General features: G+C 40.2%; 23 protein-coding genes and 3 pseudogenes. 14 read left to right on the top strand and 12 right to left on the bottom strand.

From position 1 onward, the window contains the following. Positions 1-290: 290 nt before the first annotated feature. From OKX56_RS10935 to OKX56_RS10970, 9 genes and pseudogenes are all read left to right on the top strand, one after another. Entirely contained in the window at positions 291-419 is a 129-nt protein-coding gene (locus tag OKX56_RS10935) for a hypothetical protein (protein ID WP_287896427.1), read from the top strand. A 1,547-nt stretch (positions 420-1,966) separates the two neighbouring features. Then, entirely contained in the window at positions 1,967-2,410 is a 444-nt protein-coding gene (locus tag OKX56_RS10940; RefSeq protein WP_287896429.1) for a reverse transcriptase family protein, read from the top strand. Continuing rightward, positions 2,355-3,221: a reverse transcriptase domain-containing protein gene (locus tag OKX56_RS14955; RefSeq protein WP_353737770.1), complete on the top strand. Its 867-nt coding sequence runs from the start codon at positions 2,355-2,357 to the stop codon at positions 3,219-3,221. The genes OKX56_RS10940 and OKX56_RS14955 overlap by 56 nt, the downstream gene beginning before the upstream one ends. A 391-nt stretch (positions 3,222-3,612) precedes the next feature. Beyond that, positions 3,613-4,446, top strand: coding sequence for a reverse transcriptase domain-containing protein (locus tag OKX56_RS10945; protein WP_287896431.1), 834 nt, complete (start codon positions 3,613-3,615; stop codon positions 4,444-4,446). Between the two features lie 275 nt (positions 4,447-4,721). Continuing rightward, positions 4,722-5,996: a hypothetical protein gene (locus OKX56_RS10950; protein ID WP_287896433.1), complete on the top strand. Its 1,275-nt coding sequence runs from the start codon at positions 4,722-4,724 to the stop codon at positions 5,994-5,996. 815 nt (positions 5,997-6,811) lie between these two features. Continuing rightward, positions 6,812-7,051, top strand: a pseudogene (locus OKX56_RS10955) (DinB/UmuC family translesion DNA polymerase); the annotation flags it as partial. 143 nt (positions 7,052-7,194) lie between these two features. Next, positions 7,195-7,731, top strand: coding sequence for a DUF3231 family protein (locus OKX56_RS10960; protein WP_287896436.1), 537 nt, complete (start codon positions 7,195-7,197; stop codon positions 7,729-7,731). Between the two features lie 132 nt (positions 7,732-7,863). Beyond that, positions 7,864-8,292, top strand: coding sequence for a Crp/Fnr family transcriptional regulator (locus tag OKX56_RS10965; protein WP_287896438.1), 429 nt, complete (start codon positions 7,864-7,866; stop codon positions 8,290-8,292). 70 nt (positions 8,293-8,362) lie between these two features. Beyond that, positions 8,363-9,058, top strand: a complete 696-nt coding sequence (locus OKX56_RS10970; protein WP_287896441.1) for a flavodoxin family protein — start codon at positions 8,363-8,365, stop codon at positions 9,056-9,058. Between the two features lie 507 nt (positions 9,059-9,565). Here OKX56_RS10970 and OKX56_RS10975 read toward each other — a convergent pair. The 6 genes and pseudogenes from OKX56_RS10975 to OKX56_RS11000 form a co-directional block, all read right to left on the bottom strand. Continuing rightward, positions 9,566-10,669: a lactonase family protein gene (locus tag OKX56_RS10975; RefSeq protein ID WP_287896444.1), complete on the bottom strand. Its 1,104-nt coding sequence runs from the start codon at positions 10,667-10,669 to the stop codon at positions 9,566-9,568. 223 nt (positions 10,670-10,892) lie between these two features. Further along, positions 10,893-11,078, bottom strand: a complete 186-nt coding sequence (locus tag OKX56_RS10980) for a YcaO-like family protein (protein ID WP_287896446.1) — start codon at positions 11,076-11,078, stop codon at positions 10,893-10,895. A 34-nt stretch (positions 11,079-11,112) separates the two neighbouring features. Then, positions 11,113-11,313, bottom strand: a pseudogene (locus OKX56_RS10985) (hypothetical protein); the annotation flags it as partial. A 416-nt stretch (positions 11,314-11,729) separates the two neighbouring features. Further along, positions 11,730-12,416, bottom strand: coding sequence for a Crp/Fnr family transcriptional regulator (locus OKX56_RS10990; RefSeq protein WP_287896449.1), 687 nt, complete (start codon positions 12,414-12,416; stop codon positions 11,730-11,732). 133 nt (positions 12,417-12,549) lie between these two features. After that, entirely contained in the window at positions 12,550-12,861 is a 312-nt protein-coding gene (locus OKX56_RS10995) for a pyridoxamine 5'-phosphate oxidase family protein (protein WP_287896451.1), read from the bottom strand. Positions 12,862-12,905: 44 nt separating this feature from the next. Continuing rightward, complete coding sequence (locus OKX56_RS11000) at positions 12,906-13,526, bottom strand: DUF1638 domain-containing protein (protein WP_287896453.1); 621 nt, start codon at positions 13,524-13,526, stop codon at positions 12,906-12,908. A 1,140-nt stretch (positions 13,527-14,666) separates the two neighbouring features. Here OKX56_RS11000 and ltrA point away from each other — a divergent pair. Further along, on the top strand, positions 14,667-16,478 hold the full coding sequence (ltrA, locus tag OKX56_RS11005) for a group II intron reverse transcriptase/maturase (protein WP_015043257.1): 1,812 nt from the start codon (positions 14,667-14,669) through the stop codon (positions 16,476-16,478). Between the two features lie 663 nt (positions 16,479-17,141). Beyond that, the gene (locus tag OKX56_RS11010) at positions 17,142-17,876 is read left to right on the top strand and encodes a reverse transcriptase N-terminal domain-containing protein (protein ID WP_015043256.1); all 735 of its coding nucleotides are present in this window, start codon (positions 17,142-17,144) and stop codon (positions 17,874-17,876) included. Between the two features lie 101 nt (positions 17,877-17,977). On the opposite strand, the gene OKX56_RS11015 is transcribed toward OKX56_RS11010, so the two are convergent. Genes OKX56_RS11015 through OKX56_RS11025 form a run of 3 tightly spaced genes read right to left on the bottom strand, consistent with a single transcriptional unit; the run spans position 17,978 to position 21,192 of the window. Next, positions 17,978-18,991 (bottom strand): site-specific integrase, encoded by a 1,014-nt coding sequence (locus OKX56_RS11015; protein WP_015043255.1) that lies wholly within the window; start codon positions 18,989-18,991, stop codon positions 17,978-17,980. Continuing rightward, positions 18,978-19,964: a tyrosine-type recombinase/integrase gene (locus OKX56_RS11020; RefSeq protein WP_015043254.1), complete on the bottom strand. Its 987-nt coding sequence runs from the start codon at positions 19,962-19,964 to the stop codon at positions 18,978-18,980. Before OKX56_RS11020 ends, OKX56_RS11015 begins: the two co-directional genes overlap by 14 nt. Continuing rightward, complete coding sequence (locus OKX56_RS11025) at positions 19,957-21,192, bottom strand: site-specific integrase (RefSeq protein WP_015043253.1); 1,236 nt, start codon at positions 21,190-21,192, stop codon at positions 19,957-19,959. The genes OKX56_RS11020 and OKX56_RS11025 overlap by 8 nt, the downstream gene beginning before the upstream one ends. Before the next feature lie 145 nt (positions 21,193-21,337). On the opposite strand from OKX56_RS11025, the gene OKX56_RS11030 reads away from it, so the two are divergent. From OKX56_RS11030 to OKX56_RS11040, 3 genes are all read left to right on the top strand, one after another. Beyond that, positions 21,338-22,387: a group II intron reverse transcriptase gene (locus tag OKX56_RS11030; RefSeq protein WP_256364963.1), complete on the top strand. Its 1,050-nt coding sequence runs from the start codon at positions 21,338-21,340 to the stop codon at positions 22,385-22,387. A 404-nt stretch (positions 22,388-22,791) separates the two neighbouring features. Beyond that, positions 22,792-23,685 (top strand): hypothetical protein, encoded by an 894-nt coding sequence (locus OKX56_RS11035; protein ID WP_015043251.1) that lies wholly within the window; start codon positions 22,792-22,794, stop codon positions 23,683-23,685. A gap of 125 nt (positions 23,686-23,810) precedes the next feature. Beyond that, entirely contained in the window at positions 23,811-24,497 is a 687-nt protein-coding gene (locus OKX56_RS11040; protein ID WP_015043250.1) for a hypothetical protein, read from the top strand. A gap of 31 nt (positions 24,498-24,528) precedes the next feature. Here OKX56_RS11040 and OKX56_RS15045 read toward each other — a convergent pair. The 3 genes and pseudogenes from OKX56_RS15045 to OKX56_RS11050 all read right to left on the bottom strand — a co-directional run. Next, positions 24,529-24,696: pseudogene (locus OKX56_RS15045) on the bottom strand (energy-coupling factor transporter ATPase); the annotation flags it as partial. A gap of 27 nt (positions 24,697-24,723) precedes the next feature. Beyond that, positions 24,724-25,035 (bottom strand): pyridoxamine 5'-phosphate oxidase family protein, encoded by a 312-nt coding sequence (locus OKX56_RS11045; RefSeq protein ID WP_015043249.1) that lies wholly within the window; start codon positions 25,033-25,035, stop codon positions 24,724-24,726. Positions 25,036-25,075: 40 nt separating this feature from the next. Beyond that, positions 25,076-25,693, bottom strand: coding sequence for a DUF1638 domain-containing protein (locus OKX56_RS11050; RefSeq protein WP_015043248.1), 618 nt, complete (start codon positions 25,691-25,693; stop codon positions 25,076-25,078). Positions 25,694-25,887 lie beyond the last annotated feature (194 nt).

The raw sequence follows: 25,887 nt of genomic DNA on the forward strand, positions 1-25,887 counted from the left end.
ATCGCATTCATTCTTCCAACGATTACATAGCGCCATTAAAGGTGCATGATGCAGCATGATTGCGTAATTCAATGAAAACAATAATTATTTAGGGTTTCTCCGTGTCTACCAAACGTAGGCAAGGTCAATGTGGTACGCTGACATCGTATTAGCTTCTGCTGCAGCTCTGGTCAATCTTCCGATTCGAGAGGATAAACCAAGCTAGTTAGTAATAATTAGAAAAGTTTTCGCTTAGGTCGCCCGCCCATTCGGGGGAAGGGCGTACCTGGCTTGGCAAAGAGGGACTGTGGTTGTTAGATGATGTGCTTGGGGTGAGATGGATTGATAAGTCGATTCTATCAAAAGAAAGAAGAGTAGATGGCTCTGCACAAGTGAGCTATGTCATCTACTTAACTCTGGCTTTTTCAATTTGTACTTAGGGAAATTAAATGTTAGCTAGTCCTCCGATAAGGTATAAAACGATTAACCGCATTCTTTAATTTTCTAAGTATTGTTTTTCTGGGATTTAAGGCTTGATCGAATGTAATGATTTGCTGATGGGGGGTTAACAACTCCACACGATTATCCTCTTTAATAAGAGATTTCACGTAGCTCAAGACTGTACCGGTTAAACGATTTGAATTTCTTTTAGGTAAACCTGCACGCTTATATAGAAAAAGTTTTGATTCACTAGCGATATCAAACTATGATACTTCGTTTAAAGTCTTTGGAGTAGTGTGATCATTAATTACATCTTTAAGTATATCTGAACGATAGGTGTATTTATTTTTTAGATCGTTTAGCGGAATTCCAGTTTTTTCGACATATGATTAGGACTAACATCATAACTTTGAAGCAGGGTAGCGGTGCCTGATAGTGCGGATGTGCCAGGTCGTAAAATATAGTGGGTGGGAATCCCATCGGGTAAGGTAGACCAACCGCCCGTAATTAGCCTTGGAGGAAGTGGGGTAACTCACTTCCTTAAGCGTAGGCAAACGAGATAGTAGGCTGAAAGCCGAAAGGTTGAAGTGATTGAGCTCCGAAATACCGAAAACGGGAAGGCTGATGTAGTTGTCAGAACAGAAAGCAATACTGTGGTTAACGTTATGGTAAGAAAACCGCAGCTTCCCCGGGGTCGTAGAACTCAGCATGCTATACATTGATATTTTACGGTAACACATGAGATCCTAGCTGCTCCTCAGAGTCTATCTGAGGTACGCATAACAAGCGATAATAAAGTGAGGAAGCGGATGGCTCTAGGAAGTCGGATTATAGAATAGTGCGTGCGTGGCAGCACGATCATCAGGTGGGTTTAAGTCCCACTGGATCCCGGACTGGGGGATCCATATCCAAACTTGGGAGTAATGTCTCAAGGGCTGATGCTCTTGCATCAGAGGGCAGGGCGTCCACTGCGAAGCGGAGTCTGAAGGGCTTGAGGAGAAGTACCAGGCCGTAGTGAAAAGGGGCCACCCGAATTGCGAACCGGTCGGCCAAAGATGGGGCAAGGTCGAGCCTGCACTATGGAGGCGAAGGCATTTCAGTCCACCCATCGAACCAAGGTGTGTGCGGGCGGCATGGTATGGAAGATGGCGTAGCGACCCACGGAGACCTCGTATTATCTGAGTGGAAACACCGTCATGGGCTGGTGTATAAAGTAGCCGAGGTGGAGACCGTTGTGCGTGTTCACCTCAGTCAGACAAGCACAGCAACTCAGTAAGGCTTTCTATAAGGCAACCCCGAAGTGAAAGTCAACGTGGTGCGAGGAGTCGGAGAGCCGAATAGTACTCTAACTAACGAACAACAGAAACGTTAGGATCACTTGTCGTGTACAGGTGGCTTCGTACTAGCTCAAAAGGCTATGACGAAGGGGAAGGCGGCTCGCTTTATGGAACCAGAAGCCGAAACGGAAATTCGTGAGTAGGCGGCAAGGAACGGAAAGTTCCCTATGTGAAAGACCCCGAACTTGCAGGCGGAGGAGACGAAAGCCATGAAGGAAGATGGTACAGTCAAAAAGGTTCATTCTCTGATTGATAAGGTGTATCAACCGACAAACCTAAGAATGGCATGGGACATGGTTAAAGCGAATAAAGGTAGTGGCGGAATCGACAACGTTAGAATAATCGACTTTGATAAGGTAGCCGATGAGGAACTCGTAAAACTGCATAACGAACTAAAGAATGATACCTACAAGCCTATGCCCGTTCGGCGAGTCTATATCCCCAAACGTAATAAGTTGAATGAGAAGCGGCCTTTAGGAATTCCATCTATACGAGATCGCGTCTGTCAGCAAGCTCTAAAGAACAGATTAGAACCCATCTTCGAACCGGAATTCAGTGATTGTTGGCTATCGGCCTGGACGATCAGCGCATCAAGCCATGAGGAAAATCTATCACGAAATTATGTCTGGACACGAGTGGGTTGTCGATGCTGACCTTCGAGATTTCTTCGGGAATGTAGAGCATAAAGCCCTTATTGATATGATTGCAGAAAAGATTAGCGACAGTAGGGTTCTTAAGCTCACGAGGTCAATGCTCAAAGCTGGGTATATGGACCAAGGGAAAAAGTACCCGACGCCACAAGGAACGCCCCAGGGCGGGGTCGCTAGTCCGCTATTTAGTAATATCTATCTTAATCCGTTTGACCATAAGATGGTAGAAAAAGGACATCGCTTAACTCGTTTTGCAGATGATTGGGTTGTCCTTTGCAGAACACGAAGAGAGGCTACGCAAGCATTACGTGATGCCAAGGAAATCCTAGAATCTTTGGGCTTAACACTGCACCCAGAAAAGACTCGAATAACCCACATAAGTAATGGGTTTGAATTTCTTGGGTACAAAGTGAAACAGGGCCAAGGACTAAGATTGCCGTCACACAAGATTAAGAAAGGTCCAAACAAGCTTAATCTTTATGCAATTCCAACCCAAAAGTCTCTCGAACGTTTCGTGGGTACGATCCGAAACCGAACAAAACGTCGAGTACCTCTAAAGCTTAACGAACTCATTCAGAGCATCAACCCGATCATACAAGGTTGGGGTAACTACTATCGAAAAGCCCACGTACGTAAGCTATTCAATAAGTTACAAAGATGGATTGTACGGAGGATATGGAGCCATCGTCATAAAAGGTGGCGAAACATTGGGTGGAAGAAATATCCTGTTAAGAAACTTTATGAAGTTTACCACCTAGCGAACCTGACATCACTCATACCGGATTTGAATCGCAAGACTGCATCTATTAGATGACATAAAGGAAAGCGGATTACGGGAAAACTGTACGATCCGTTTGAACGAGCGGACGGAGGAAGGCATTTGCCGACCTCCTTCGACTCTACACCTGTGAAGCGGGGTAATTCCTGTGGAGGGAAGGCTATAACATACTATAGCCCTTGAAACTGAAACATTACCTGCACAAGAGGTGGATAAAGTAATGGAAACGAAACTGACAAGGATAGCACAAATAGCGCTAAAGAAAAGCCAAAAGAGAAAATCACATCACTTGCGGGACTCCTTAACAAAGAAAGCCTCACTGAAGCGCATGATAGAATGAGCAAGAAGAAAGCAGTTAACAAAATTATTGGTGATAAGAAGATAAACTATGTAGTAGACGCTGATATTCGCGGGCTTCTTTGACAACATGGACCACAAATGGATATTGAAGTTCATAGACCATAGAATAGCGGATGTCAATATTCATAGACTGATATCCAGGTTTCTTAAGTCTGGAATTCTGGAGAATGGGGAATACAAAGACACCGTAGTTGGCGCACCTCAGGGTGGCAATATATCGCCAATAATTGGAAACCTGTATCTTCATCATGCTCTGGACTTGTGGTTTGAGAAGGTCATCAGAAAGAAATGCAGAGGCGATGCCTACATGGTTAGATATGCAGACGATAGTGTCTTCTGTTTTCAATATGAGGATGAAGCATATCGCTTCTATCATGAACTTAAAGTGAGACTTGCCAAATTCAATCTTGAAATTCAAGAAGCTAAAACGAAGATTATAAAATTTGGCAGATTTGCCGTAGATGAATGCATGAAAGCCGGCATAAAGAAGCCGGAAACATTTGACTTTCTTGGATTCACACACTACTGTAGCAAAGGTAAAAACGGACGCTTCAGAGTTAAGAGGAAAACCAGCAAGAAGAAGTATAACGCTAGCTTAAAGAAAGCCAAAGCGTGGTTGTGGGAGCAACTCACAACGCCAGCCCGGGATGTGATGGAGAAATTGGCGGTCAAGATGAATGGGTATTACAGATACTATGGTATAACTGACAATTCTACTATGATCAGTAGATTTAGAGATGAGGTTAGAAGCATGCTCTACAAAATGTTCAATAGAAGAAGCCAAAAGAAGAGCATGATGTGGGATAAGTATGCACTTTTCCTCAAGAGATTCCCTCTAGCCAAAGCTAAGATATATGTCAGCATCTTTGACCTAAATAAACCCTTTAGTTATATGATGTAAATGATAGTATGAGGAGCCGTGTGCGTTAGTTGCAAGCACGGTTCTGAGAGGGTTTGGCACTGTAAAGTGCCATTCTACTCGCCCCAACTTATCCAAGACCCTTATCATTGCCTTTAGATACATAAAAAATTCTGTCCCATTTTATGGTAATGAAAAGACGAACAATAGGTATATGTGATATAAATTACGTTTTTGTAATAATTTACATAGTTTAATCTGACTTAAATATATACGAACAAACACATACTAACCTTACCAATACCGAGGGGGTTATTATGGACCGACCTGAACCTAATTCAGATGTGCGCCGTTATACAGCGTATATTAATCCGTTTGGCATAACACAGATTCACTTGAAGAATCCTTATGTAATTGCTTGCTGGTCACTTTTTTTCCCTGGGGCAGGTCATATATTATTATGTAAATACTTCAGGGGATATCTTTTATTCGTATGGGAAATTTACGTTAATTTACATGCACATATTAACCTGGCAATTCTATATTCCTTAACAGGTAGATTCCAAATGGCAAAAGACGTCATCGATATAAAATGGGTATTGTTTTACATTCCAACTTATTTTTTCGCCATATGGGATAGCTACCGAAGCACAATTGAACTCAATAATCAATATATATTAGCATCCAGAGAAGATGCGGAAGTTAAAATGTTTAACATCGGGCTCTTTGAGATTAATTATGGCGATAAAAGAGTGCCTTGGCATTCGGCTATGTGGTCGGCCTTAATGCCTGGACTAGGGGATATCTTAAACAGTCGGCTCCCTGCTGGCGTATTTGTTGTAATAACATTTATTGTGATTGGCACGCAGTCTAATCTACTCTCTGCCATTCATTACACTTTCCTAGGACAATTTGACTCCGCCAAATCCATTATTAATCCACAGTGGTTTTTAAATATTCCCAGCATCTACTTATACGCTATCAATAGTGCCTATATGAAAACTGTCTATTTTAATAAGTTGTTCGATTGGGAACAAAGTAAATTCCTTAAGAAAAATTATGAACATAAGAATTATAAAATGCCCGTTGGAGCAATGGACGGAAGCGGTGAAGGTATGTATATTGTCTCAACATTTGACCATTCAAACTATCTAGAGCTGGCTATTACGGCAATTCAAATGAAAGGAATTGCCAAAGAAAACATACTCGGTGTATCAATGGATAAGCGAGGGGAAGACGTTCAAATGTTTGATACGATTCATTCTGCGGATGGCTTAAGCATGTTGGATTTGCCCATTCTCCTCGCAACTCTATTTTGTCTCGTTGGAAGTATTTACGGCTTTATTCTAACATGGGGACCAATTATATGGGGTGTAATCGGTATGATTGCTGGTTTTAGTTTAGGGCTAGCTATTAAGCTGATAACCATTAGGAAATACGATAATAGGCAAAAGAAAACTAAGGCAACAGAAGTCGTGTTAATCATTGAGTGTAAAGAAAATCAATTAGAGATGGTACATGACCTACTTTGGAAGCACCATGCTCTTGGTGTGAGAAAACTAAGTTTGAATAATAACGAACAGCTAAATTAGAAATGAGCATTAACTTATTTCAATGTAAATAGGGGTGGTTCTTTGTTTTACATTCCATATTGGACAATGGTAGCGGTATTTGTGGTTATGGCAGTGACTTCTGTGTCAATACATAAGATGACTTTTATTGATAGTTTGGTAATCGTAATGGTCATCGCACTATCAATGGGCAGTGATATGCTATTTTGCAAACAGTTTTCGATGTACTACATAGTAAGTGTGCCATACAGAGCGTGGTATAGCTTTTGGTCATGTCTAATAGTATTTCCAAGCCTTGCAATTACGTTTATAAAATTTGCACCTAGATCAAATTATGCAGTAAGCTTATATGTCACTTTTTGGACGTTCGCACTTACACTATTTGAGATTTATATTGTAGTGCCATTAAGAATTACAATGTATCCAAAATGGAGAATTATACCTTGGTCCCCAATCGTGTATATGCTAGCTTTCACTTTGATATTTCTTTATCATAAATTCCTCGAAAAGAAAATAACTTTAAAATGAATAATACGTATCTTTGTAGCGCATTTTAACCCGGAGTATTCAAGCATATATAGTTTTTTCCTTGGACTGTTGTAGAAAAAGAAAATGGAACGGCAATTTTAGATAGCATTCAAGAAAAGGACCCTAACACTTTGTTTCCGTTACAAGCTGCATTGGGATATGATATTGCTCAAAATTTATTTATTTCTCCAAATAATTTGCTTGTTGAATGACCAATTGATTTAATCTATCTAACTTTAATGTCTAATCTCTTAGAGGAAAGTGGCAGAACGTGGTTAAAAGAAGGAGTAACTCAAGCAGGTCATTGTGCTCGGTTGGTATCTGTATCATTAAGGACCAACGAGTTTTACAACTGCTCACACCAGAGAAAGATCTTCTCCGCAATTGACTGTACGAATGCGATCCATTAATTGGCTTGTGAACTATTCGATGAGCTTTGGAAAGGTGAACCTATCCGCCATTTAGGAGTTCGAGTTTCCGAGCTATGTCAAAATGACTTTCACCAAATGGCTCTATTTGAGAAAGATTACGAGAAACAAAGAATAGTACTAACTTTTCTGCCCTTATGCAGTTTCGGAATATTCTTACCCAACAACCACAAAACCATTATATTATTGTTTGTTTATCAGAATACCCGAATAATGAAAGCTTTATTAGGTAAACATACATATATAAAATTGGAGGAATTTGTATGACTATATTAGACAAAGTAAATGCCACGAGTCGTTCTATTGTTCAAAAATTTGTTGATAAAGAACCTGCAAATTATATTGAGGCAGGTTTACTATACCAGATTGTTGTAACTGGGCGTTATCATGTTGCTCTACTCACTATTTTCCATAATCATGCAAAAGACCTGGAACTCATGCAGCTAATAAAAGATGCCCTCGATAATCTATCAGAAAAAACCATCAAAAAATGTGAAGACTTATTGCAGACAGAGGATGCAATGATTCCGACTGTAAGATTTCCGGAACGTTTACTGGAAAGTGCTCAAAATATCCCAAGTGCTGCACACTTAAGCGACATGGAAATTGCTATGGCCTTAGTTAATATGCATGGCGCAAGCCAAATGGCACTTTTGACGGCAATTAACCAATGTTACCATTTAGAAATTGGCATTGAACTCCGTAAACAGTTGAACATCGCCCTAGACTGGGGTTACCGTCTGCTGCAACTGATGCTCCATAGGGGCTGGCTTCCACAAATAGCAAAAGTCGAACATTAAATACCATGTTTAGAAACGTTGATAATTTCAAGCAAAATGTTACTGTAGTCAACTTACCTAAAAGATATTGTTCTTGCTCTCACACGTCTCATGGCAGAAATCCTGGAATGTAGTAAAGATGGAGTAGACTTGATGATTGAAAATGGTTGGTTGGAAAGAGTCCCGATTGCTATGGAAGAAGTTAAGATTTGTAGCTTTTCAAAGGAACAGTTCGAGAAACTAGTTATAACAAATCCTCGGATTGCGATTAAAATCATTAACTATTTGTCGGATAAATTGAATGACTCCTTTCAACAAGCTGGAGATTCTATAGGTACTTCGATTAGAGATAAACTTTTGAGACTAATCGTTCGTCTTGCAGATGATCATGGCACAAAAACACCATCGGAAAAGATTATTGAATTAAATATTACCCAACAGGATATTGCTGATATGATTGGAGCATCCCGAGTAATGGTTGAGCAAACCTTGAAAGAGTTACAAAAAATAGGGATAATCGGAAAACGCGGCAGGTACCACACCTTGCGGACTGATTCTTGCATGAATGACAATTTCAGTTAAGGATTAATGTTAAATATTTAACATACAAACATCTCTAAATTTTGTACTATTAAAAAAGGAGGAGATGTTTATGGTAGATATTATAGGAATCAGTTCCGGGAGAAAGAATAAAATAGTTGAATCTGTGGTTCGACAAGTTCTAGAAGGGACAGGAAAATCCTTTGAACTTGTGTCCTTATCTGGAAAGCTTATTAGACCTTGCGAAGGCTGCAATTGCTGTGCTAATACGAATCGCTGTGTACTAAAAGATGACTTTGAACCTATTCTTGAGAAAGTCAAGGAAGCACGTGGCCTGGTATTTGGTGCCCCTGTATATTGGGGGCATATGAATTCAAAAGCCCTAGCTTTCTGGGAGAGACTATGTTTCTCAGGTCGCCATAATTCATTGTTTCCTATGGCCGGAAAACCTGCCGCAGTTGTCGCGGTAGATGGCAACGGCGATGGGCAGTTTGTGTTCAAAGATATGAAAATCTATTTTGAAGATGCAAAGATCAACCTTGTAGGGGAAATTGCAGCACAAGGTGAATATCCATGTTTTACTTGCGGTTATGGAAACTACTGTCCAGTTGGTGGCTTGATCGAATATTTCCCCCTAGGAACAGAGATCACTCCTGAAAGAATACCATCAATAACAAATCAGCACCCGGAAAATTGTAATTTAGAGCCTGAAAAAAGGGATATTACTAAGGCGGCACTTGATTTGGGCTCCGTCTTAAGTAAGGTAGTAGATATTTATACAGCCAAAACTAATGTTTCAATGGAGTAGCGGAACTTTACAATGAAAAGAGGGAGAGTCTATATGCACTCTCCCTCTTTAGATTTCTACATTAGTACACATTTTCGTCTAAAATTCAACCAATAGACAAAATGACAAAAAGCTGTTCCTTCTGACTTATCTTGACCCATAATATACCATATATAGCTATTCTCTGGCTGTAAAACGATGAAAAATATAGCTCTTTTATGGTGACAAGGCACGTTGGTGTTAGTTCATTGAATGGTTATTTATGAAAGCGGCCTGTGGTGCGGGTTTCAGTTTTGGGGTGTAAATTGTAGAACAATTTAATAGGACCAGTTACTTTCATGGGAACATGTCAGTTATTCAATTCACACTTTTTGTGATAAGCCAAGTTATTAGTGGCTAAAAGGAGCCTGTGAACGAGTATATGTTATAACAAAATAGTCAGGTCGTTTTGACATCTGAGTATTTTGGTTATTCTGGAATCTTTAACGTTAAAGATAATTCGATGCGTTTGGTTGAAGCAACGGAGAATCAGAGAACAACTAAACCTTGCGATCCAAGGTATGGGAAGTCAGTCGATGCAGCAATCTGCAATCTGACAAGACTACCATCATTATTGATATGAAATACTGAGATTGTGCCTTGATTTCCGTTAAGGGTATAAAAATTGCGTCCATCTTTACTTACACCAACATCTATTGGCAGACCAGTGGCTGCACCTACTGGTGTACTGGTAGTATTCCCAATAACCGTCAGCGCTCCTCTATCATCAATACGGTATGTGGTTATTGTACCACTTAAGGTGTTGGTGGTATAAGCAAAACGTTCATTTCTCGTAGTAATAACCCAGCAAGTGGCCTTTTGGCCGGTCGGTACAGAGCCACTGATAACATTAAGGATCCCATTGTCGCTAACTGAATATGATGACAGCGCATTGGAAACTACTTCCGTAACTAAAAGGATTCCTGAGCATAGAATATAAGAGCCGAACGGCCCCATACCGTAAGAATTGTTAATTACTGGTCCTGTAACTGTACCATTTCTATTTACTTTAAATACACTGAGACGGTTAGTAGTAAACTCAGATACAACGATTTTGCTGCCATCAGGAGTAAATACAAACCCCGCCGGTTGAGCATTAATAGTACTTAAGGAATGGGTGGATCCCGCAATATGAGTAAGACGTCCGTCATCATTTATACGAAAACCAGTGATATTTGATGCAAAATTATTGGCAACATTGCCTACATTGGAAACATAGAGAAGATCACCGAACACGTCCAGGCCATTGGGTTGAGCGCCTCCCGATGGCTTAACATCCGCTAGAATGAGTTCCCCGCTGTCAGTTATGATGAAACTACTGATAGTATTGCTTCCCGCATTAACTGCAAACAGGAAACGGCCATCACGGGACAAAGAAATTGCCCCTTTTGACGCAAGGGGATCGACTCCGTCGTTTGTTGTTGCAGTTGAGACTTCCCTTGCACCAGTACCTCTGCCACCAGTTGGGTAGGAACCCATAAAGGTGAGTATTTCATTCATTCCGCGGTAAAAAGCAACGACTTCATTTATTATTGGCATGTTGGTCATCATGTAAACCATGCTTGTGCGAAAATTTTTGTTTGGTATCTGCATTTTATGACTCTCCTCCTTTCATAATCTTTCTTTTAATATCTCAATATGCTTAGATTTTTTTATTTACACTCCGGTAAGTAAATCTAAGCCTTCTAACCTGCATTGTTATAGTCTTTGGGTCTTCCCGGTCATTCTTGGTTGGATTATTATCAATCCAGTTCTTTGCTCCGTTTTACATGATGCTTTCGTTTATAGTACTCATCTTATTTTGATTTTGAAACTATTAAGAAAGGCCCTGAACCAAAGCTTCTTCCGGTGTATTTCCGGCACACATTCCGTTCGACATATACATCTTCGATAACATTTTCATAGGGATGTAAGACAGTTTACCGCTGTTTAAATTGCAGAAGGGGACTGTGATAAAGTCACTGGGCGGCTTTTCATAGGAAATATCCTGCCACGTTTTCAAAAGTTCTCTCTTGAGTACATTTTGAATCAAGAGTTTACAATTTATCCCTTATCCATTCCTCTTTGCTGTTTAAAAGATCGTCTATACTCACGTGCTTTTCATCTGGAGCATAGAAGAAACCGGAAGATTCCATAGCTTCCTGCCTCACATCTGTATTCAGACGAAAGGGGGCCTGGTTTTTCAACCGTTCCATCAACTCGCCATAAGCACTTGCCAAGGCATATTGGTAGGTTGTCCCTTTGCCATTAAATCTATAGTGCCACCCCTTTTAATAAACAATAAACGATTAACCATCTCCAACTATTGTATTCATGGTAGGCTACTTCTGTTTGGTAAGGTCATGTGGGATTATGTGGTAATAAGAGACGAGATATAATAGCTCGAAAGCATTAGAAAAAAGTAAAACAGATCGTTACATACGATCCGTTTTATAGGCTATTAAAGACTTTCCCCGTTTGGGCGTACACAAATATGTGCATTGTGCACGGTTCAGAGGCGATGGACTGAGAGTAGATGTTAAATGTGATATTCTTGACAGTAATAATGGTATATCAGTAAAAGTCCTGCTGACAAGGGCGTTGCGAAACTGAAGATTATTTTCGCCTTCACTTTATGCAGAAGGTTTATATAAATAAAGTATTCTTAGTGCATTTAATTAAACGTATGAGCACTGATGCAAGGGTCATTTTTCAAGACATAATATCTTTTTTCCCGATCGATTATATTGGCTGCTTTCAACTCATTAAGTACCTGAATGACCATTACCCGTGAAGAACCAATCATATCAGCTAATTCTTGCTGAGTAATTTTTAGATCTATCAACGTCGAGGTTGGTCTTTTTTGTCCATATTGTTCTGCTAAACGATAAAAAAGTTGCAACAATCTCTCTTTTACAGGTAGTCCAGCTTCTTTTCCTAATTTCAACATGGTTTCATATCGTTTTTGCCCTAAATAACCAATAATCCTCATGGCAAACGAAGGATCTTGTTTGATTAACGCTTCGAATTGGAGTTTACTGAAACAGCATATGCAAACCTCTTCCATAGCAATGGCGCTTGAATGCTCATTTTGTTCTTGATATAAGGACAATTCACCTAAGACTTCACCGGGTCCGCATACATCCAGAATTGTTTCATGGCCTTCCGCAGTAGTTTGTACGAGCTTCAGCTTGCCTGATTTTATAAGGTATATGGTACTTGTCGACTCTCCTTGACGAAAAAGGTAGTGTCCTCTAGGTAATCTCTTTCTTTTCGTACATTGACACAAGTTAGTAAGTTGCTCTCGTTCTAGTCCCTGAAATAGGTCCAATTGCTGCAGACATATAATGCAACGCTTCATACTTTTCCTCCTCATGTATCAACGGTTGCTATAAATAGATTGTATCAGAAAAATGTCCAACACTACTATAAAACCTGAAATGCACAATAATCCCGCCTGTCATAAGCGGGATTATTGTGCATTTCAGAAGATTCTACAGAAGCACCTCTACCTTTTCTGCCTTAAATAAAACTAGTTTCTCTTCAATGCATGCTTTGCCTGTAAGCCTAAAGCCTTTGGGGCCACCTTCCATCGTTGCTATTACAACTTGCATCATTCCGTTATCTTTGATGTTCTGTTGAGTGACCTCCATCTTATAGATCCCAAACCCTAGTATGTCAGCTTCTCTTATTTCCGCTACTTTTCCCACCACGATCATGTGCGGTTCTCCATGGGCGGAAGCAGTAGTGATGGGAATAAACGGAGCCTTTGATATTACATCTTTAATTTCTTGAGTTATAACCATTTAAACTCACTCCTTAAAATTTTTTGTAGAGTATGTTACGTAACTTAACCGATGTAAGTAGGGACTTTCTTAGCTAATGCTTTCTCTAGCGTTTCAACCACACTTTTTTTGAAAACTGCCAGATCAATACTTTCAATTTCGATTGGCACCTGTGCATATTCGAAAAAATCCAAAATATCCTCATCCTTGAACTCGGAAACACCGGTGTCCAGAAGCAAAATTTTATCGTAGAAACCAAAATTCTGCCTAGCGTCAATCTCGTCCCAGCCCTGTCCCTGCTTGAAAATTTCCCTCCAGTTCTGCAACCATCCTTGAGTAAGGTAAAAGATCTTAGCTGAATTTTCTAGCTCATCCTGTCTTTCCTTTCCTAAAATCATTTCAATACAATTTCGGGGCTGCAACTTGATAACATGGTATTTTTCCGCAAACTCGCTGATCTCAGGATGGCACATTGAGCCGAAAAAAAGGACTACCTTTTCTTTGGTCGCATTGTAATTTAGAGCCTCGGTGATGCCATCTTTCAGTTTATCATAGTCTACATGCAAAGCTGGTGCTGTATAGATGACTTTAAACTCAGCATCAGATTCCCATTCAGTTCTTATTTCCTCTAGAACTCGCTCAAGCTCCAGTTGGAAGATACCGCAGGCAACTATGCGCACCTCCATATTAATTTCACCTCTTCTCGGAGCTGCGTTATACCTCAAATCATTGGATCTAACAAGTTAACTCGTCTTATATGATCTTAACATGGGGCAAAAAAGAAGAATGTTAAATAATTAACAAAAATTAAAATAATTAAATGTTCTTGGCAAGGAGTGTAAAAGTGTATAAACAAACGTCAGTATTACGCTTTTATACAAATTGGTGGCGAAGTGAGGCATTGGTTCATGGGAGAGGGCGGTATTTGCCAATGAGTGGTAAATAGGCAGGTATATTCTTATCTTTATTCCATAATACTAAAGTATTTCCATACGATTTGAAGCTACACTATATGGTGATTTATATTCTTTTCAACGTGACAGGGCACCGTTGTCACGGCAGTATGACTATATAATTTATAGCTCTTTTATCGTGACGATGCACGTGGAGTGCTTAATAGTGCTATATGTGCGACACGTTTCTAAATGAAAAGTTTAGACATTTGTAGAAATACAAAGAGAACTAACATCTTGATGAGTCGAATGATAGGGTAACGCCTAAAAAGGCTCCTTTAATACTCCGATGGGCGTGTATATGTATAAGCGTCGAAGCGTCTAGAGCTCGGTGAAGTCGCGTGACCCTGCCCTTTTGGAATTAAAAACCTTTTGGAAATCTGTTCAGAGGTGAACAGTGCGGGTTTAGCGCGGAAGTCTAAAAAATATCCATGGTAAGAATGTAGGCAAAACCTACTGACAAAGTTCCGAATGTACGGGTGAATCACTAGGCTAATAGAAATGTTAGTACAAGCAAAAGCTTGGTAGACGAGGAAAAGTAAAAATATATAGTATGAAAATCCTTATGATGTTAAAGGCATCATCAAGTCTACAAACCCAAAGGAACAACCTAAAGGTATATGCATAGATAAAGATGTTGGAACGTGGTAAGCATTGGACGTTAAGAACTTATATTCTATGAAACGGTGATAAGGCAACTTATCTCTATCAATGTGAAAGTAGGGCCACAGTACCAATGAAACCATGATAATAAGTGGCGGAGGGATAGGCCCAAGTCAATCTATAATAAACGAAAACTTACGATCACAAAATCACTCCATAGGTTCTGGTGAGACTAAAAGAGGCTAACCTCGAAAGGAGGTGTTGCCGACTATGGCTACCACTACAGCGAATACCAAGTTGCGCCACAATGAATATTATGGGCAACAAAGTATACTTGATGAATTGTATGAAAGAAGTCTCAAGGGTGCAAAGTTTAATAAACTATACGAAAAAATTGTAGAAGAAAACAACATCCTATTAGCCTATCGAAACATTAAGGCTAACACAGGGAGTAAAACAGAAGGCACTGACGGTTTAACCATCAAAGACATAGCAGGTATGACCAACCAAGAAGTCATTACAATGGTCAAAAGAAGGTTGAAGAACTTTACACCACAATCGGTCAGACGGGTAGAAATCTTAAAAGATAATGGCCAAAATCGCCCTCTTGGAATACCCACTATGTCCGATCGTCTGATTCAAGCGTGTATTTATCAAATCCTTGAGCCAATCTGTGAAGCAAGGTTTCACAATCATAGCTATGGATTTAGGCCCACTAGAAGGACAGAGCATGCACTAGCCACGATGCACAGGATGATTAACATTCAGCACCTGCATTTTGTTGTAGATGTGGATATAAAGGGATTTTTCGATAATGTCGATCATGGAAAGCTTCTTAAACAGATGTGGACTATGGGGATTCAGGACAAGAACCTTCTTTGTATTATATCGGCTATGTTAAAGGCAGAAATTGAAGGAATAGGAATCCCCAATAAGGGTGTTCCGCAGGGTGGTCTGTGTTCTCCATTATTTTCTAACGTGGTCCTTAATGAATTAGATTGGTGGATCAGCGATCAATGGGAAAGCTATGAAACTTCATACCCCTATAAAAGAAACGAAGGCAAAATTAGAGCAATACGCAGAGGGTCAAAACTGAAGGAATGCTATATCATCAGGTACTGTGATGATTTCAAAATCATGTGTCCAACCAGAGATGTAGCAGAACGGATGTTTGTCGCAGTTAAACTCTGGCTCAAAGAGAGACTAAATCTAGAAATAAGTTCAGAAAAATCAAAGATTACAAACCTGCGCAAGAAATCATCGGAGTTCCTCGGCTTCAAAATCAAAGCTGTTGTTAAGGGAAGGAAACGAGTCGCTAACTCAAATATCAAACCCAGTGCTGTTGTGAAAATAATAGCTAAAGGGAAGGATCTTATCAAGAAAATCCAAAAGAATTCAGCAGACAAGAATGTAAGTCTCTACAATTCTTATGTTCTTGGAACTCAAAATTACTATCGTATAGCAACACATTGTACTAAAGACTTCTCAAAAATCGGATATGAGCTTGATAGGAACATTAAAATCAGGTGGAAGTCAATCTCTACCAATAAGGGTTCTCCCAGCAAGCTATACTTGGAAAGGTATAAGGGATATGCTAAGAAGAAGACATATATACATGGTCACATCATATTCCCCATGTCAGCATGTAAAACTAAAAATGCAATGAATCACTCCAAAATGGTAAACAAATTCACACCTGAAGGGAGAAAATTCATTCATCAACTAATCGAAAGTGTATCAGGTTTCGAATTCATATACCTAAGCAAAAATCCAGTAATAGACCGAAGTATTGAGTATAATGACAACCGAATATCCTTATTTTCTGCCCAAGGCGGAATGTGTGAGGTACTCGGTAAAAGATTAGAAGTAAATGATTTCCATTGCCATCGTATCATTCCAATTATTGCTGGCGGAGGAGATAAATACAGTAATCTTGTCATAATTGCTCCTGATATTCACAGATTGATACATGCAACCAAATCCGAAACAATTCAACAAATACTGGCGAAGCTTGAACTATCTAAAAAGCAGATAGCCAAAGTGAATAAATTCAGAGTACAAGTAGGAAATATTGTGATATAAGGAAGTAGTGTTAGGTTGATGGAACGCCGTGTGAATACGAAAGTTTCGTGCACGGTGTGGAGCAGGGGCTGCGACAAGAAGCGACTTCTTCCGCAAAATATCAGTGTAGCATAAGCTACTATTCCAGTTGTGTGGGATATTCTCGTCCGAAACTGCAAAGAGAGTAATTCCTTTGTGGGTTGCATGAGGAAAAGCCTAATCCAACGCTTAGTATCCAAAGCCTTGGAGGGCAAGAGAAAGAGTGGTATCGGTTAATGATAAGTGAATCTCTATAAGCGTCGTCACCGCAGTCGATAGTTAGGATATGATTGCTATCGTTTAGTAGTATAAGGAGTGCATCTTCCCCTAAAATGCACTTAGCACAACCTATAGGACTACCGGCGTATTGGAGGAACCTAACCCACTCGTAACTGATAGAAGTCGAACTTGGTAAGTCCTATGAAGTCCATCATAGGATGGTAGGCTGACCGTAAGGAAAGCGGAATCCTTCAGAGGATATAGGAGGTCAGAGAAAGCGAACGCCACAAGCTGAAAGGCAACAGAAATGGAAATAACTGTGTGGATAGTGCCCTATGGCATAAACTCAAAGGATGCAGACTTCTGACTGGTGTACAACATGGTAATAAAGCGGAAAGTGAATTCTTAAAAGAGAGGTAACAGCCGATGAACACTTTGGAAACAAAGTCCGCAAGACCTCTCATTACTAATTGGGACCAGATAAACTGGCAGGAAATCAATGAGTATGTAGAGAAATTGCAACAACGAATATACCATGCCGAAAGTGTAGGCGACAAACGTAAAGTACGAGACCTTCAAAGAATGCTGATGAACAGCGAGGCGGCATTGTTAGTATCGATCCGCAGGGTAACACAGCTTAACAGAGGTAAGAGAACTGCCGGAGTAGATGGATATAAGGCGTTAACGCCCAAAGACAGACTTGAATTGTACATGAAAATGAAGAATATGAGTCTGTCCCTTCATCAACCCAAGCCAGCATACCGGACATACATTGAAAAGAAAAATGGCAAACTCCGTCCATTGGGAATACCTACCGTTTTAGACAGAGTTTATCAGAATGTGGCTCGTTTGGCATTAGAACCGCAATGGGAAGCAAGGTTTAACCCCACATCGTATGGATTTAGGCCAAAAAGAAACTGTCATGATGCAGCAGAAAGAATCTTCAATACCATGAAAGGTAAAAACAAAAAAGTATGGATATTTGAGGGTGATTTCAAAGGGTGCTTCGACGCTCTGAACCATGACTACATCATGCAACAACTCAAAGAATTTCCCGAAACGGAACTAATCGGCAGATGGCTCAAAGCTGGATTTGTAGATAATAAGGTATTTAATGAAACCGAGGAAGGAACGCCGCAGGGCGGCTTATGCAAAGCTTAGCATAAACCCCCTTATGCAAAGTAAATGATTATGCAAAGTAAATCCCTAAAGCTACCGTGTTTCGGGTGTTTCATCAAGATTTACTTTGCATAATATCTGGACTACTTGAGATTCGAAAGCCAGACAAGTAATGCAGCATCTTTATTCCAATCAGGAAGATTACTATCTACCAAATCTGGATAGGCATTCTCAATAGCCTTGCGTTTCAACTCAGAATCACACTTTGCATAAATTTCGGTGGTTTTGATATCCTCATGCCCAAGAAAGTCTCGGATATAGATAAGGTTGACACCGGCCTGCAGCAGGTGCATGCTTTTCGAATGTCGAAACATATGGGGCATCACTTTCTCCGGCACAATCGTGGATATCTTTCTTGCTAAACTAACGTACTGAGAAATAATGTAAGCTATGCCTTCCTTTGTGAGCTTGTTGTGCTGCTTATTAATAAAGAGAGGATAATCACTTTTCCAGGGCTTATCAAGGGAATTCTCCTGAATATAATGCTCCAACAAAGTCATAGTGTTTTTCATCAGTGGAACCCTTCGTACCTTATTACCTTTTCCTGTAAGGATAAGTACTGCTGGATTATTGAGTACAACATCACGCACCTTGAGGTCGGCTAATTCCTGCACCCTGCATCCGGAGTCGTAAAGGACGCTTAACAGTGTTAGATCTCGTCTGCCTTTTGATGTCATCTTGCCAGGCTGTGATAATAAAAGTTTCATTGCCTCAGGCGTCAGATGTGGTACCGATGGTTTGGATGTCTTCTTAATTGGTATGGCTATTACCTTTTGGAAATGAAGTATTCCTGACGGTTCTTCGTACTGTGCATACCGGTAAAAGGAATGTATGGCTGCAAGCCTCTGATTCCGAGTTGCAATGCTGCACTTGCGACTTTTTTCAATCCATTCCAAGAAATCAGTAATCAGCCCATTTGTCAGCATACTCATCTTCAGCTTTTCGACAGGGATGTCCCTCTGTTCCTGACAATACCGGATTAATAATTTAAAGGTATCACGGTAGGACGCTATTGTATTTCTGCTTGCATTTTTCTGCCCGGGCAGATATATGGAAAGGAATTCTGTAAGGTAGGTAGCAAAATCAGTCGGTTTCATCGGCACTACCTTCCAGTCTTGGAATGATGTCTGGATAACATCCTTCCAATTTGATAGATATGTCCGGAAAAACATCAGCAGTCAGCCTAAGGTAATACGCTGTTTCCTCAAAAGAATCATGCCCCATATATGTTTTCAGTACTGGAAGATATGCTGCAAGGTCTTTTCCTTGTATAACCCATTTTTTTAGGCAGTGACACGCGTATGCATGTCGAAAATCTTGGACTCTCGGTCCTTTTCCCCTCCCGCCGTGAGAAATGCCAACTCTCCATAAAAAACGCCTGAAATTGTGGTAAACGTTCCCTAAAGTCATTGGTTTTCCATTTAATCCTGGGAAGAACCAATCAGTTTCTTTTAAGAACATATGCACATTCGCAGAAAAATTCCGGCATCGTTCTGTAAGTTCGTCTGACATCGGAACCAATCGGCTGTTATCTTTCTTTGAATGATGAATGGACAGTATGCCTGTTTCAAGATTCACATCTGATACTTTCAGGAGTCTTGCTTCTGAGGAACGAAGGCCACAGGAATAAACCATACGAAAGAATACTGGCATGATGAGGTGGCGATATGGACATTCACTGACATAGTGGCATTGATCTGTCTCATGGAAGAAACGCTGCAGTTCATTTTCCGTATAGATATGAGGCACATATTGTTCTTCCGTGGGGTAATAGCCTTTCGGTAGGACGTATGCGCCAATCTCCACACTGTCCATATATATGGCAAGTTGCCGTAGGATCGAAGCCCTCGTACACTGATTGGCCTGTGCCTCATAACTTTTTTTTGAGCACCAATCTAACACTATTTCCTTTGTAAGCATTGTTGCTTCAGGATATTTTTGTTCAGTAAAGGAAGAAAACCGCAATAGATGCCTTGCTTCTGCCTCATATTTGTAGCCGATTGCTTTCTTCAGGGAGACATGGTTTTCAATATGCTCTGCAAATGGTCCTTTAAACAGGTAATTACTCATACACATCCACCTCCGGAGTACCTAAACAGCATTCCTTCAGTTTATTGACATCCACTTTCAAATAAACAGCCGTGGAGTCCGTGTTGGTATGACCCAGTATATCTGATATAACAGCAAGAGGGGTGTCATGCTCAAGCATTCTTGAAGCCGCCGTATGGCGAAGCGAATGCATACCCCGGTGCTTTTTCAAGGTCGGCAGATGGGCAATCCGCATATAATCTCGAATTAACTGATGCAGATGATCACTTTCTGAAAAAGGCAGAAATGGTGCCAAATGTCTCACAAATACAATCGGTGAATCAATTTTGGGCCTGCCATATTTCAGATAATCGATGACAGCCCATCCCACTTCAGAAGGAATTGGTAGGTTGACTGTTTCCCTTGTTTTTGACTGGGCGAATATCAGTTTATTTTCTTCCCAGCGGAAACAACCAAAAGTAAGGTTTTTGATATCATTAACCCTAAGACCTAACACGCAAGCTAGAAGAATAATGGCATAGTCCCGTTTCCCCTTTGGATTTCCACGGTCAATGGCACCTATCAGTAAGTCCAATTCTTCTTTCGTCCAGACAGATGGGATGCGTGTCTGTTTACGAGCCTGAACCATTGGTGTCTTGGATGCCAAGTCTGTTTTCAGGATGTCCTGCTCCTGTAAATATCTTAAAAATGAACGTATGGAACATATGATTTGTTCCACAGTTTTATAGGTATACCCAGCTAGTGTTCGGATATAGCTGTTGATAACAGGGAGCCTAATATCATAGCAGTGACTGATTCCTTGAGAAATAAGATAATCCATGAAACGCTGCGATTGTTTCACGTAATGTTCAACCGTCACCTTGGAATAATCTTTGCGTTCGCAGTATTTTTTGAAATCGTTGCTGATATCTATGTAATACGAATCGGTAAGCAATTCTCGATGTTTATAATACCGTCTTAAAACAGTGCGGTGGAGCTGGAAGTCGCCTACTATCCGGATGACACGCAGCTCCTGAGTATCGCGCTGAGAAAGAGTTTTTTCAAAATCCTTTTTCCAAATGTCGAAGTATTTTTCAATGAAGTCAATTCCAAGCTGCTCGCTGAAGTATACTTCAGCACGTGACTTGGCAAATTCCATAAGCATCTGCCAACGCCGGCGATAAAACTTTAATGTAGCTTCTGTATAGCCGAGGCGCTTCATTTCCTGCTCAAGTTCTTCTAGAAGTACTGGTAACGGTTTGTTATGCATAAGAATCCCTCCAAAAAGATATTTTGAGTTAATTACTCATTATCATTTTGGACATTATGCAAAGTAAATTTAACATAACTTCAGATTCCATCAGTGTTTCACGACTTTACTTTGCATAACTACTTTCTTTGCATAAGGTGGAATAATATCTCCTCTTTTAGCAAACATTGCCCTTCACGGCATGGAGCAAGAGTTGGGGATTAACTATACTCTGGTTCACCACGGGAAAAAAACCAGCTATGAAAACCACACCCCCTACACAATGTGTATATATGCTGATGATTTTGTAATCCTGTGTGAAACGAAACAGGAAGCCGAAAATCCTTACACGACACTAGGTAGTTACCTGCGTGACAGAGGTTTAACGCTATCGGAAGAAAAAACAAAAATAACCCATATCTCCGATGGCTTTGACTTTCTTGGCTTCAATATTAGGAGATACACGACACACACAGGTGCAAAGTTGCTGATTAAACCGTCAAAAAGCAGTATCCGCAGTTTCAAGACAAAGGTTGCGGATATTGTAGAAAGCTCATACGGTAACAATGTGCAGACTCTAATCAATAGGCTGAACCCTGTAATCATCGGCACTGCTAACTACTGGTGCAGAACGGTCGCAAAAGAGATCTTCTCTGCTATGGACAACTATATTTGGAAGAAGATATATCGGTTTCTAATCCACTCCCACCCCAAAAAGGGCTGGAAGTGGATTAAAGCCCAATACTTCAAACCGGACAAAACAGGACAGAGCAGAAACAAGTGGATTCTGACAGACCCGAATACTGGCAATCAACTTAAGAAAATGGCATGGACGCCTATTGTCAGGCATCAGCAGATCAAGTACAACTACTCCCCATATGATGTCACTCTCAAAGAATATTTTGCAAAGAGAGACCAACGGGAATTTGACTTGAACAATGTAGCCTATCGGCAGAAACTAGCTAAAAAGCAGAACTACGTTTGCCCCATGTGTAGAATGAGCATAGTGAATTTTAAGGAGGACCTGGAACCACATCATAAACATCCTGTAATACAGGGTGGAACAGGTGCATACAAGAACCTTCAACTAGTTCACAGTTCATGCCACATAGACTATCACAAGGCATTCCCAACAAAGGGAGAAATCCCAATGCCAGCACAAATTGCCCAGTATTACAAAGTTATCAAGGGCAAGAGATTGGCGGGAGTGCTTTAAATCACTTTTGGAGAAAGGTATGCTTGAGCCGTATGTTGGGAAATCAACACGTACGGTTCTTAGGCGAGAAAGAGGGAGCAATCCCTCCGACTTAGCCGGCAAAAAGTGGAGATCATATCAAAGCTTTACCTATTGCTATTCGAGGGTGACTGAAAGCCTTGGTATGAGCGGGTTTGAGCAGGCATATAGTCTTTTTGGAGTAAGAGGCGTACGCAGAACTATATTTGATTTGTATTGCGGGTCGTCTTTTGGACATTCTGGCTTTGTTTTCCGGAGAAATAGCAGCTGTTTTAAGCTATTTTGGGAGGAATTAGAGGAAGCATGTAGAATGAAAGAGGAGAGTAGGTTCTGTTACGTAGGGAAAATGCGGAAATAATAAGCTGTTTTCTAGGGGGTGATCCTATTTGGTCAGTAAGCATGAGCTTTATCATTCGCATTGTGACGAAACATATAGTACATCAATAAAGTTCATTTCCGAAAATCAGGGTTTTGAGCAAAGGCTGCATTTAAATCTGCTGATTTATGAAGAGATAGGTGATTTGATTCCATTTACCAACGTGAACCTGGATTCGGGCCATTACTTTCCATATTCGGAATCACAGTGTGAATTAAGAAGTTCACTTGAATTAGCCCTTCAGGGCTTCTACTCATATGCCTTTTTTGCTTTGAGATCATTTATGGAATTAGGGATGTTGGGGATTTCCTTCGCTGCTATTGATTGTGAGCATATTGAAGTCCAACCTTGGCTTCATTCGGAGGGACGTACACCGGGGCAAAGAGACATATTCAAAAGCCTTGATAGAATTGAGTTGTTTCGAAACTTCGACACCAAATTCAAGCTCAGAGAACGGGTGTCGAAAACCTTGAACGAACTAGGAGGATTTGTTCATACTAGGGGGTATGGATACAGTTCACAAGCATTAAATTTGGCCAATTATAGCACGTTCTCGCAAAAATCACTTCAAATGTATGAGTCTTTTATGACAAGGGCAGTGACTGATGTTGTTATTACTATGCTGTTGAAATATCCGATTGGTTCACAGTCCTTACCAATATTTGAGAAGTTTGGGTTAGAAATTCCGTTAGGTGGATTTCTAGAAGAACACCAAGTCGCTTTGATATTTTCAATAATTCCTGAAGATGAACGGGAATTTCTTAATACTATAAGTGAGCAAAGCAAAGATGTTCAAGCAATTCTAAACCATATCAATAACCTTCCGGACATAACAGAGGATGAACTGGATCAACAATTAGAAAGACATGAAAAGTTCATGTCTCCCTATCGAGCGAAGAAATAACAAACAATGAAAGCTATGATCTCTTTGAGTCCTAGAATGTCGCACCTTGTGTGGTAAGACCCGCCGGGGTGGCTGTCTTGGTGAACGTGTTCGTTTTATATGATTGACTAAAAGGAGCACACGTTGTGGATTTAGCAAAAGAATTTTATGATTGCATGGAAAGTGTTAGCTCTACCGTTTTAAATCGAATCAAATTATTACAAAAATTTGCAAATGCGGGTCAAGGGTTATTGTGCGTGTGGGCAAGCGGTTGCTTATCCCGTACGCTTGGAATCCTGAGTATTTCTTTGGAGTTTGATAAATTAATAGAAACAATTACTAATGTAGATGGTTATGATTCTTTATTTGCAATGTCAAAGGCTTCATATTGTTATTTGAATATCATGAGTCTATCCCATGATATGCTAGATAACATTGGTTATATTTACGGCATCAATGTTTGCAATAAACAAAAAGACGAAAAAGCATTGTCCTTTAACAGTCTTTTCAGTAAAGTCGGTAAGTTACAGACATTATCTAAAAACGAACAATTGAACCAAGCTGTTCAGTTGTTGTTTGATTCAAAAGAGTATAATGACTTAGATAACAAATTCAAACATAGATATTCACCTGGGCTAATATTTTTAATGCAGCCAGAATCCTTTGTTAGAGCGCTACCGGATTCGCTCAGTGGTAACCTTGTTGATTTTTTAGATCATGGCGCGGTTCCAGTGGATAAGGCTTTATGTGATGTAAGGAAGCTTAGAGATAACGTGTTACCTGTTGCTTTAGAAATAATTATTATTCTATTAGAGTACGATAGAATAATTTGAAAACTTGGGAACCCCTCCTCCCTAGACAATTCTCTTCTAACGGGACCAGAAAGTTACGAGGACCAAACGCGATATCTTCTTCTACTGTCCGACCAATGATTTGAGATTCAGGGTCCTGTAGGACAAGCCCGAGGACCCTTGATAACGACTGCACCGAGGTCTTTCTCACATTATGACCGGCGACGCTAATCTGTCCCGAGGAAGATTATTGTGCATTTAGAAATTTCTAGAGCAGCTTTTGTACTTTATCTGCTTTAAATAATACCAGTTTCTCTTCTATACAGGCTTGGCCCTCAAGCCTGAAGCCTTTGGGTCCACCTTCCATTGTCGCTATCACAACCTGCATCTTTCCGTTATCCTTGATGTTCTGTTGGGTAACTTCCATTTTATAAATACCAAACCCCAGGATGTCCCCATCTCTGACTTCCGCTACCTTTCCCACTATGATCATGTGCGGGTCTCCATTAGTGGAAACAGTGGTAATGGGAATAAACGGAGCATTTGATATAACTTCTTTAATTTCTTCAGTTAGAACCATGTAAATTCACTCCTTAAATATTTTTCGAGTATTTACTCAATTAAACCGCTGTAAGGGGAGGCTTTTGGGCTAATGCTTCTTTTAAAGTTTCAAGCACGTGCTTCTTAAAAACGTCTAGTTCGACTCTCTCAATTTCGATTGGTACCTGAGTATATTCATAAAACTCCAGGATATCCACATGATTAAACTCCGAAACACCAGTGTCTAGAAGTAAAATTTTATCATAGAAACCAAAATTCTGTCTGGCGTCTATTTCGTCCCAGCCCTGTCCATGCCTGAATATATTTTGCCAATTCCGCAACCAGCCTGAAGTAAGATAAAAAACCCGAGCGGATGCCTCTAACTCCTTCTGTCTTTCCTGACCTAAAACCAATTCAATACAATTCTTGGGTTGCTGCCTAATAACGTGAAATTTTTCCGTAAATTCGCTAAGCTCAGGATGGCATATAGAACCGAAAAAGAGGACTATCTTTTCTTCGGTCACCTTATCCAGTGCTTCAGTGATGCCATCTTTTAGTTTAGTATAGTCTACGTGCAAAGCCGGGGTTGTATAAGTAACTTTGAACTCGTCAGAAGATGCCCATTCCGCTTTTATTTCCTCTAGTGCTCGCTCAAGCTCAAGTTGAAAGATACCACAGGCGACTATGCGCACCTCCATATTAATATCACCTCTTCTCTGAGCTATTTCATACCTCAAGTTATTGGATCAAACAACTTAACTTGACTCATTTTAACATAGGGTTTAAAAGCAATATGTTAGATACTTTACAAAAATCAAAAAAGGCCTCAGTATTGTTCAATAAAATGTATATAACTTTGTATAGTGGACCTCCTTCATCGAAAATTTAACTT

Origin of the sequence: Dehalobacter sp. (genome assembly GCF_030063005.1) — a bacterium.
Taxonomy (GTDB): domain Bacteria; phylum Bacillota; class Desulfitobacteriia; order Desulfitobacteriales; family Syntrophobotulaceae; genus Dehalobacter; species Dehalobacter restrictus.

Coding starts and splice junctions, on each gene's coding strand:
- OKX56_RS11015 (WP_015043255.1), bottom strand. CDS start 18,991: ATGAAACCGACTGATTTTGCTACCTACCTTACAGAATTCCTTTCCATA.
- OKX56_RS10960 (WP_287896436.1), top strand. CDS start 7,195: ATGACTATATTAGACAAAGTAAATGCCACGAGTCGTTCTATTGTTCAA.
- OKX56_RS11045 (WP_015043249.1), bottom strand. CDS start 25,035: ATGGTTCTAACTGAAGAAATTAAAGAAGTTATATCAAATGCTCCGTTT.
- OKX56_RS11010 (WP_015043256.1), top strand. CDS start 17,142: ATGAACACTTTGGAAACAAAGTCCGCAAGACCTCTCATTACTAATTGG.
- OKX56_RS11050 (WP_015043248.1), bottom strand. CDS start 25,693: ATGGAGGTGCGCATAGTCGCCTGTGGTATCTTTCAACTTGAGCTTGAG.
- OKX56_RS11000 (WP_287896453.1), bottom strand. CDS start 13,526: ATGGAGGTGCGCATAGTTGCCTGCGGTATCTTCCAACTGGAGCTTGAG.
- OKX56_RS10970 (WP_287896441.1), top strand. CDS start 8,363: ATGGTAGATATTATAGGAATCAGTTCCGGGAGAAAGAATAAAATAGTT.
- OKX56_RS10950 (WP_287896433.1), top strand. CDS start 4,722: ATGGACCGACCTGAACCTAATTCAGATGTGCGCCGTTATACAGCGTAT.
- OKX56_RS11020 (WP_015043254.1), bottom strand. CDS start 19,964: ATGAGTAATTACCTGTTTAAAGGACCATTTGCAGAGCATATTGAAAAC.
- OKX56_RS14955 (WP_353737770.1), top strand. CDS start 2,355: ATGAGGAAAATCTATCACGAAATTATGTCTGGACACGAGTGGGTTGTC.
- OKX56_RS10965 (WP_287896438.1), top strand. CDS start 7,864: ATGATTGAAAATGGTTGGTTGGAAAGAGTCCCGATTGCTATGGAAGAA.
- OKX56_RS10945 (WP_287896431.1), top strand. CDS start 3,613: ATGGACCACAAATGGATATTGAAGTTCATAGACCATAGAATAGCGGAT.
- OKX56_RS10995 (WP_287896451.1), bottom strand. CDS start 12,861: ATGGTTATAACTCAAGAAATTAAAGATGTAATATCAAAGGCTCCGTTT.
- OKX56_RS10975 (WP_287896444.1), bottom strand. CDS start 10,669: ATGCAGATACCAAACAAAAATTTTCGCACAAGCATGGTTTACATGATG.
- ltrA (WP_015043257.1), top strand. CDS start 14,667: ATGGCTACCACTACAGCGAATACCAAGTTGCGCCACAATGAATATTAT.
- OKX56_RS10990 (WP_287896449.1), bottom strand. CDS start 12,416: ATGAAGCGTTGCATTATATGTCTGCAGCAATTGGACCTATTTCAGGGA.
- OKX56_RS10940 (WP_287896429.1), top strand. CDS start 1,967: ATGAAGGAAGATGGTACAGTCAAAAAGGTTCATTCTCTGATTGATAAG.
- OKX56_RS11025 (WP_015043253.1), bottom strand. CDS start 21,192: ATGCATAACAAACCGTTACCAGTACTTCTAGAAGAACTTGAGCAGGAA.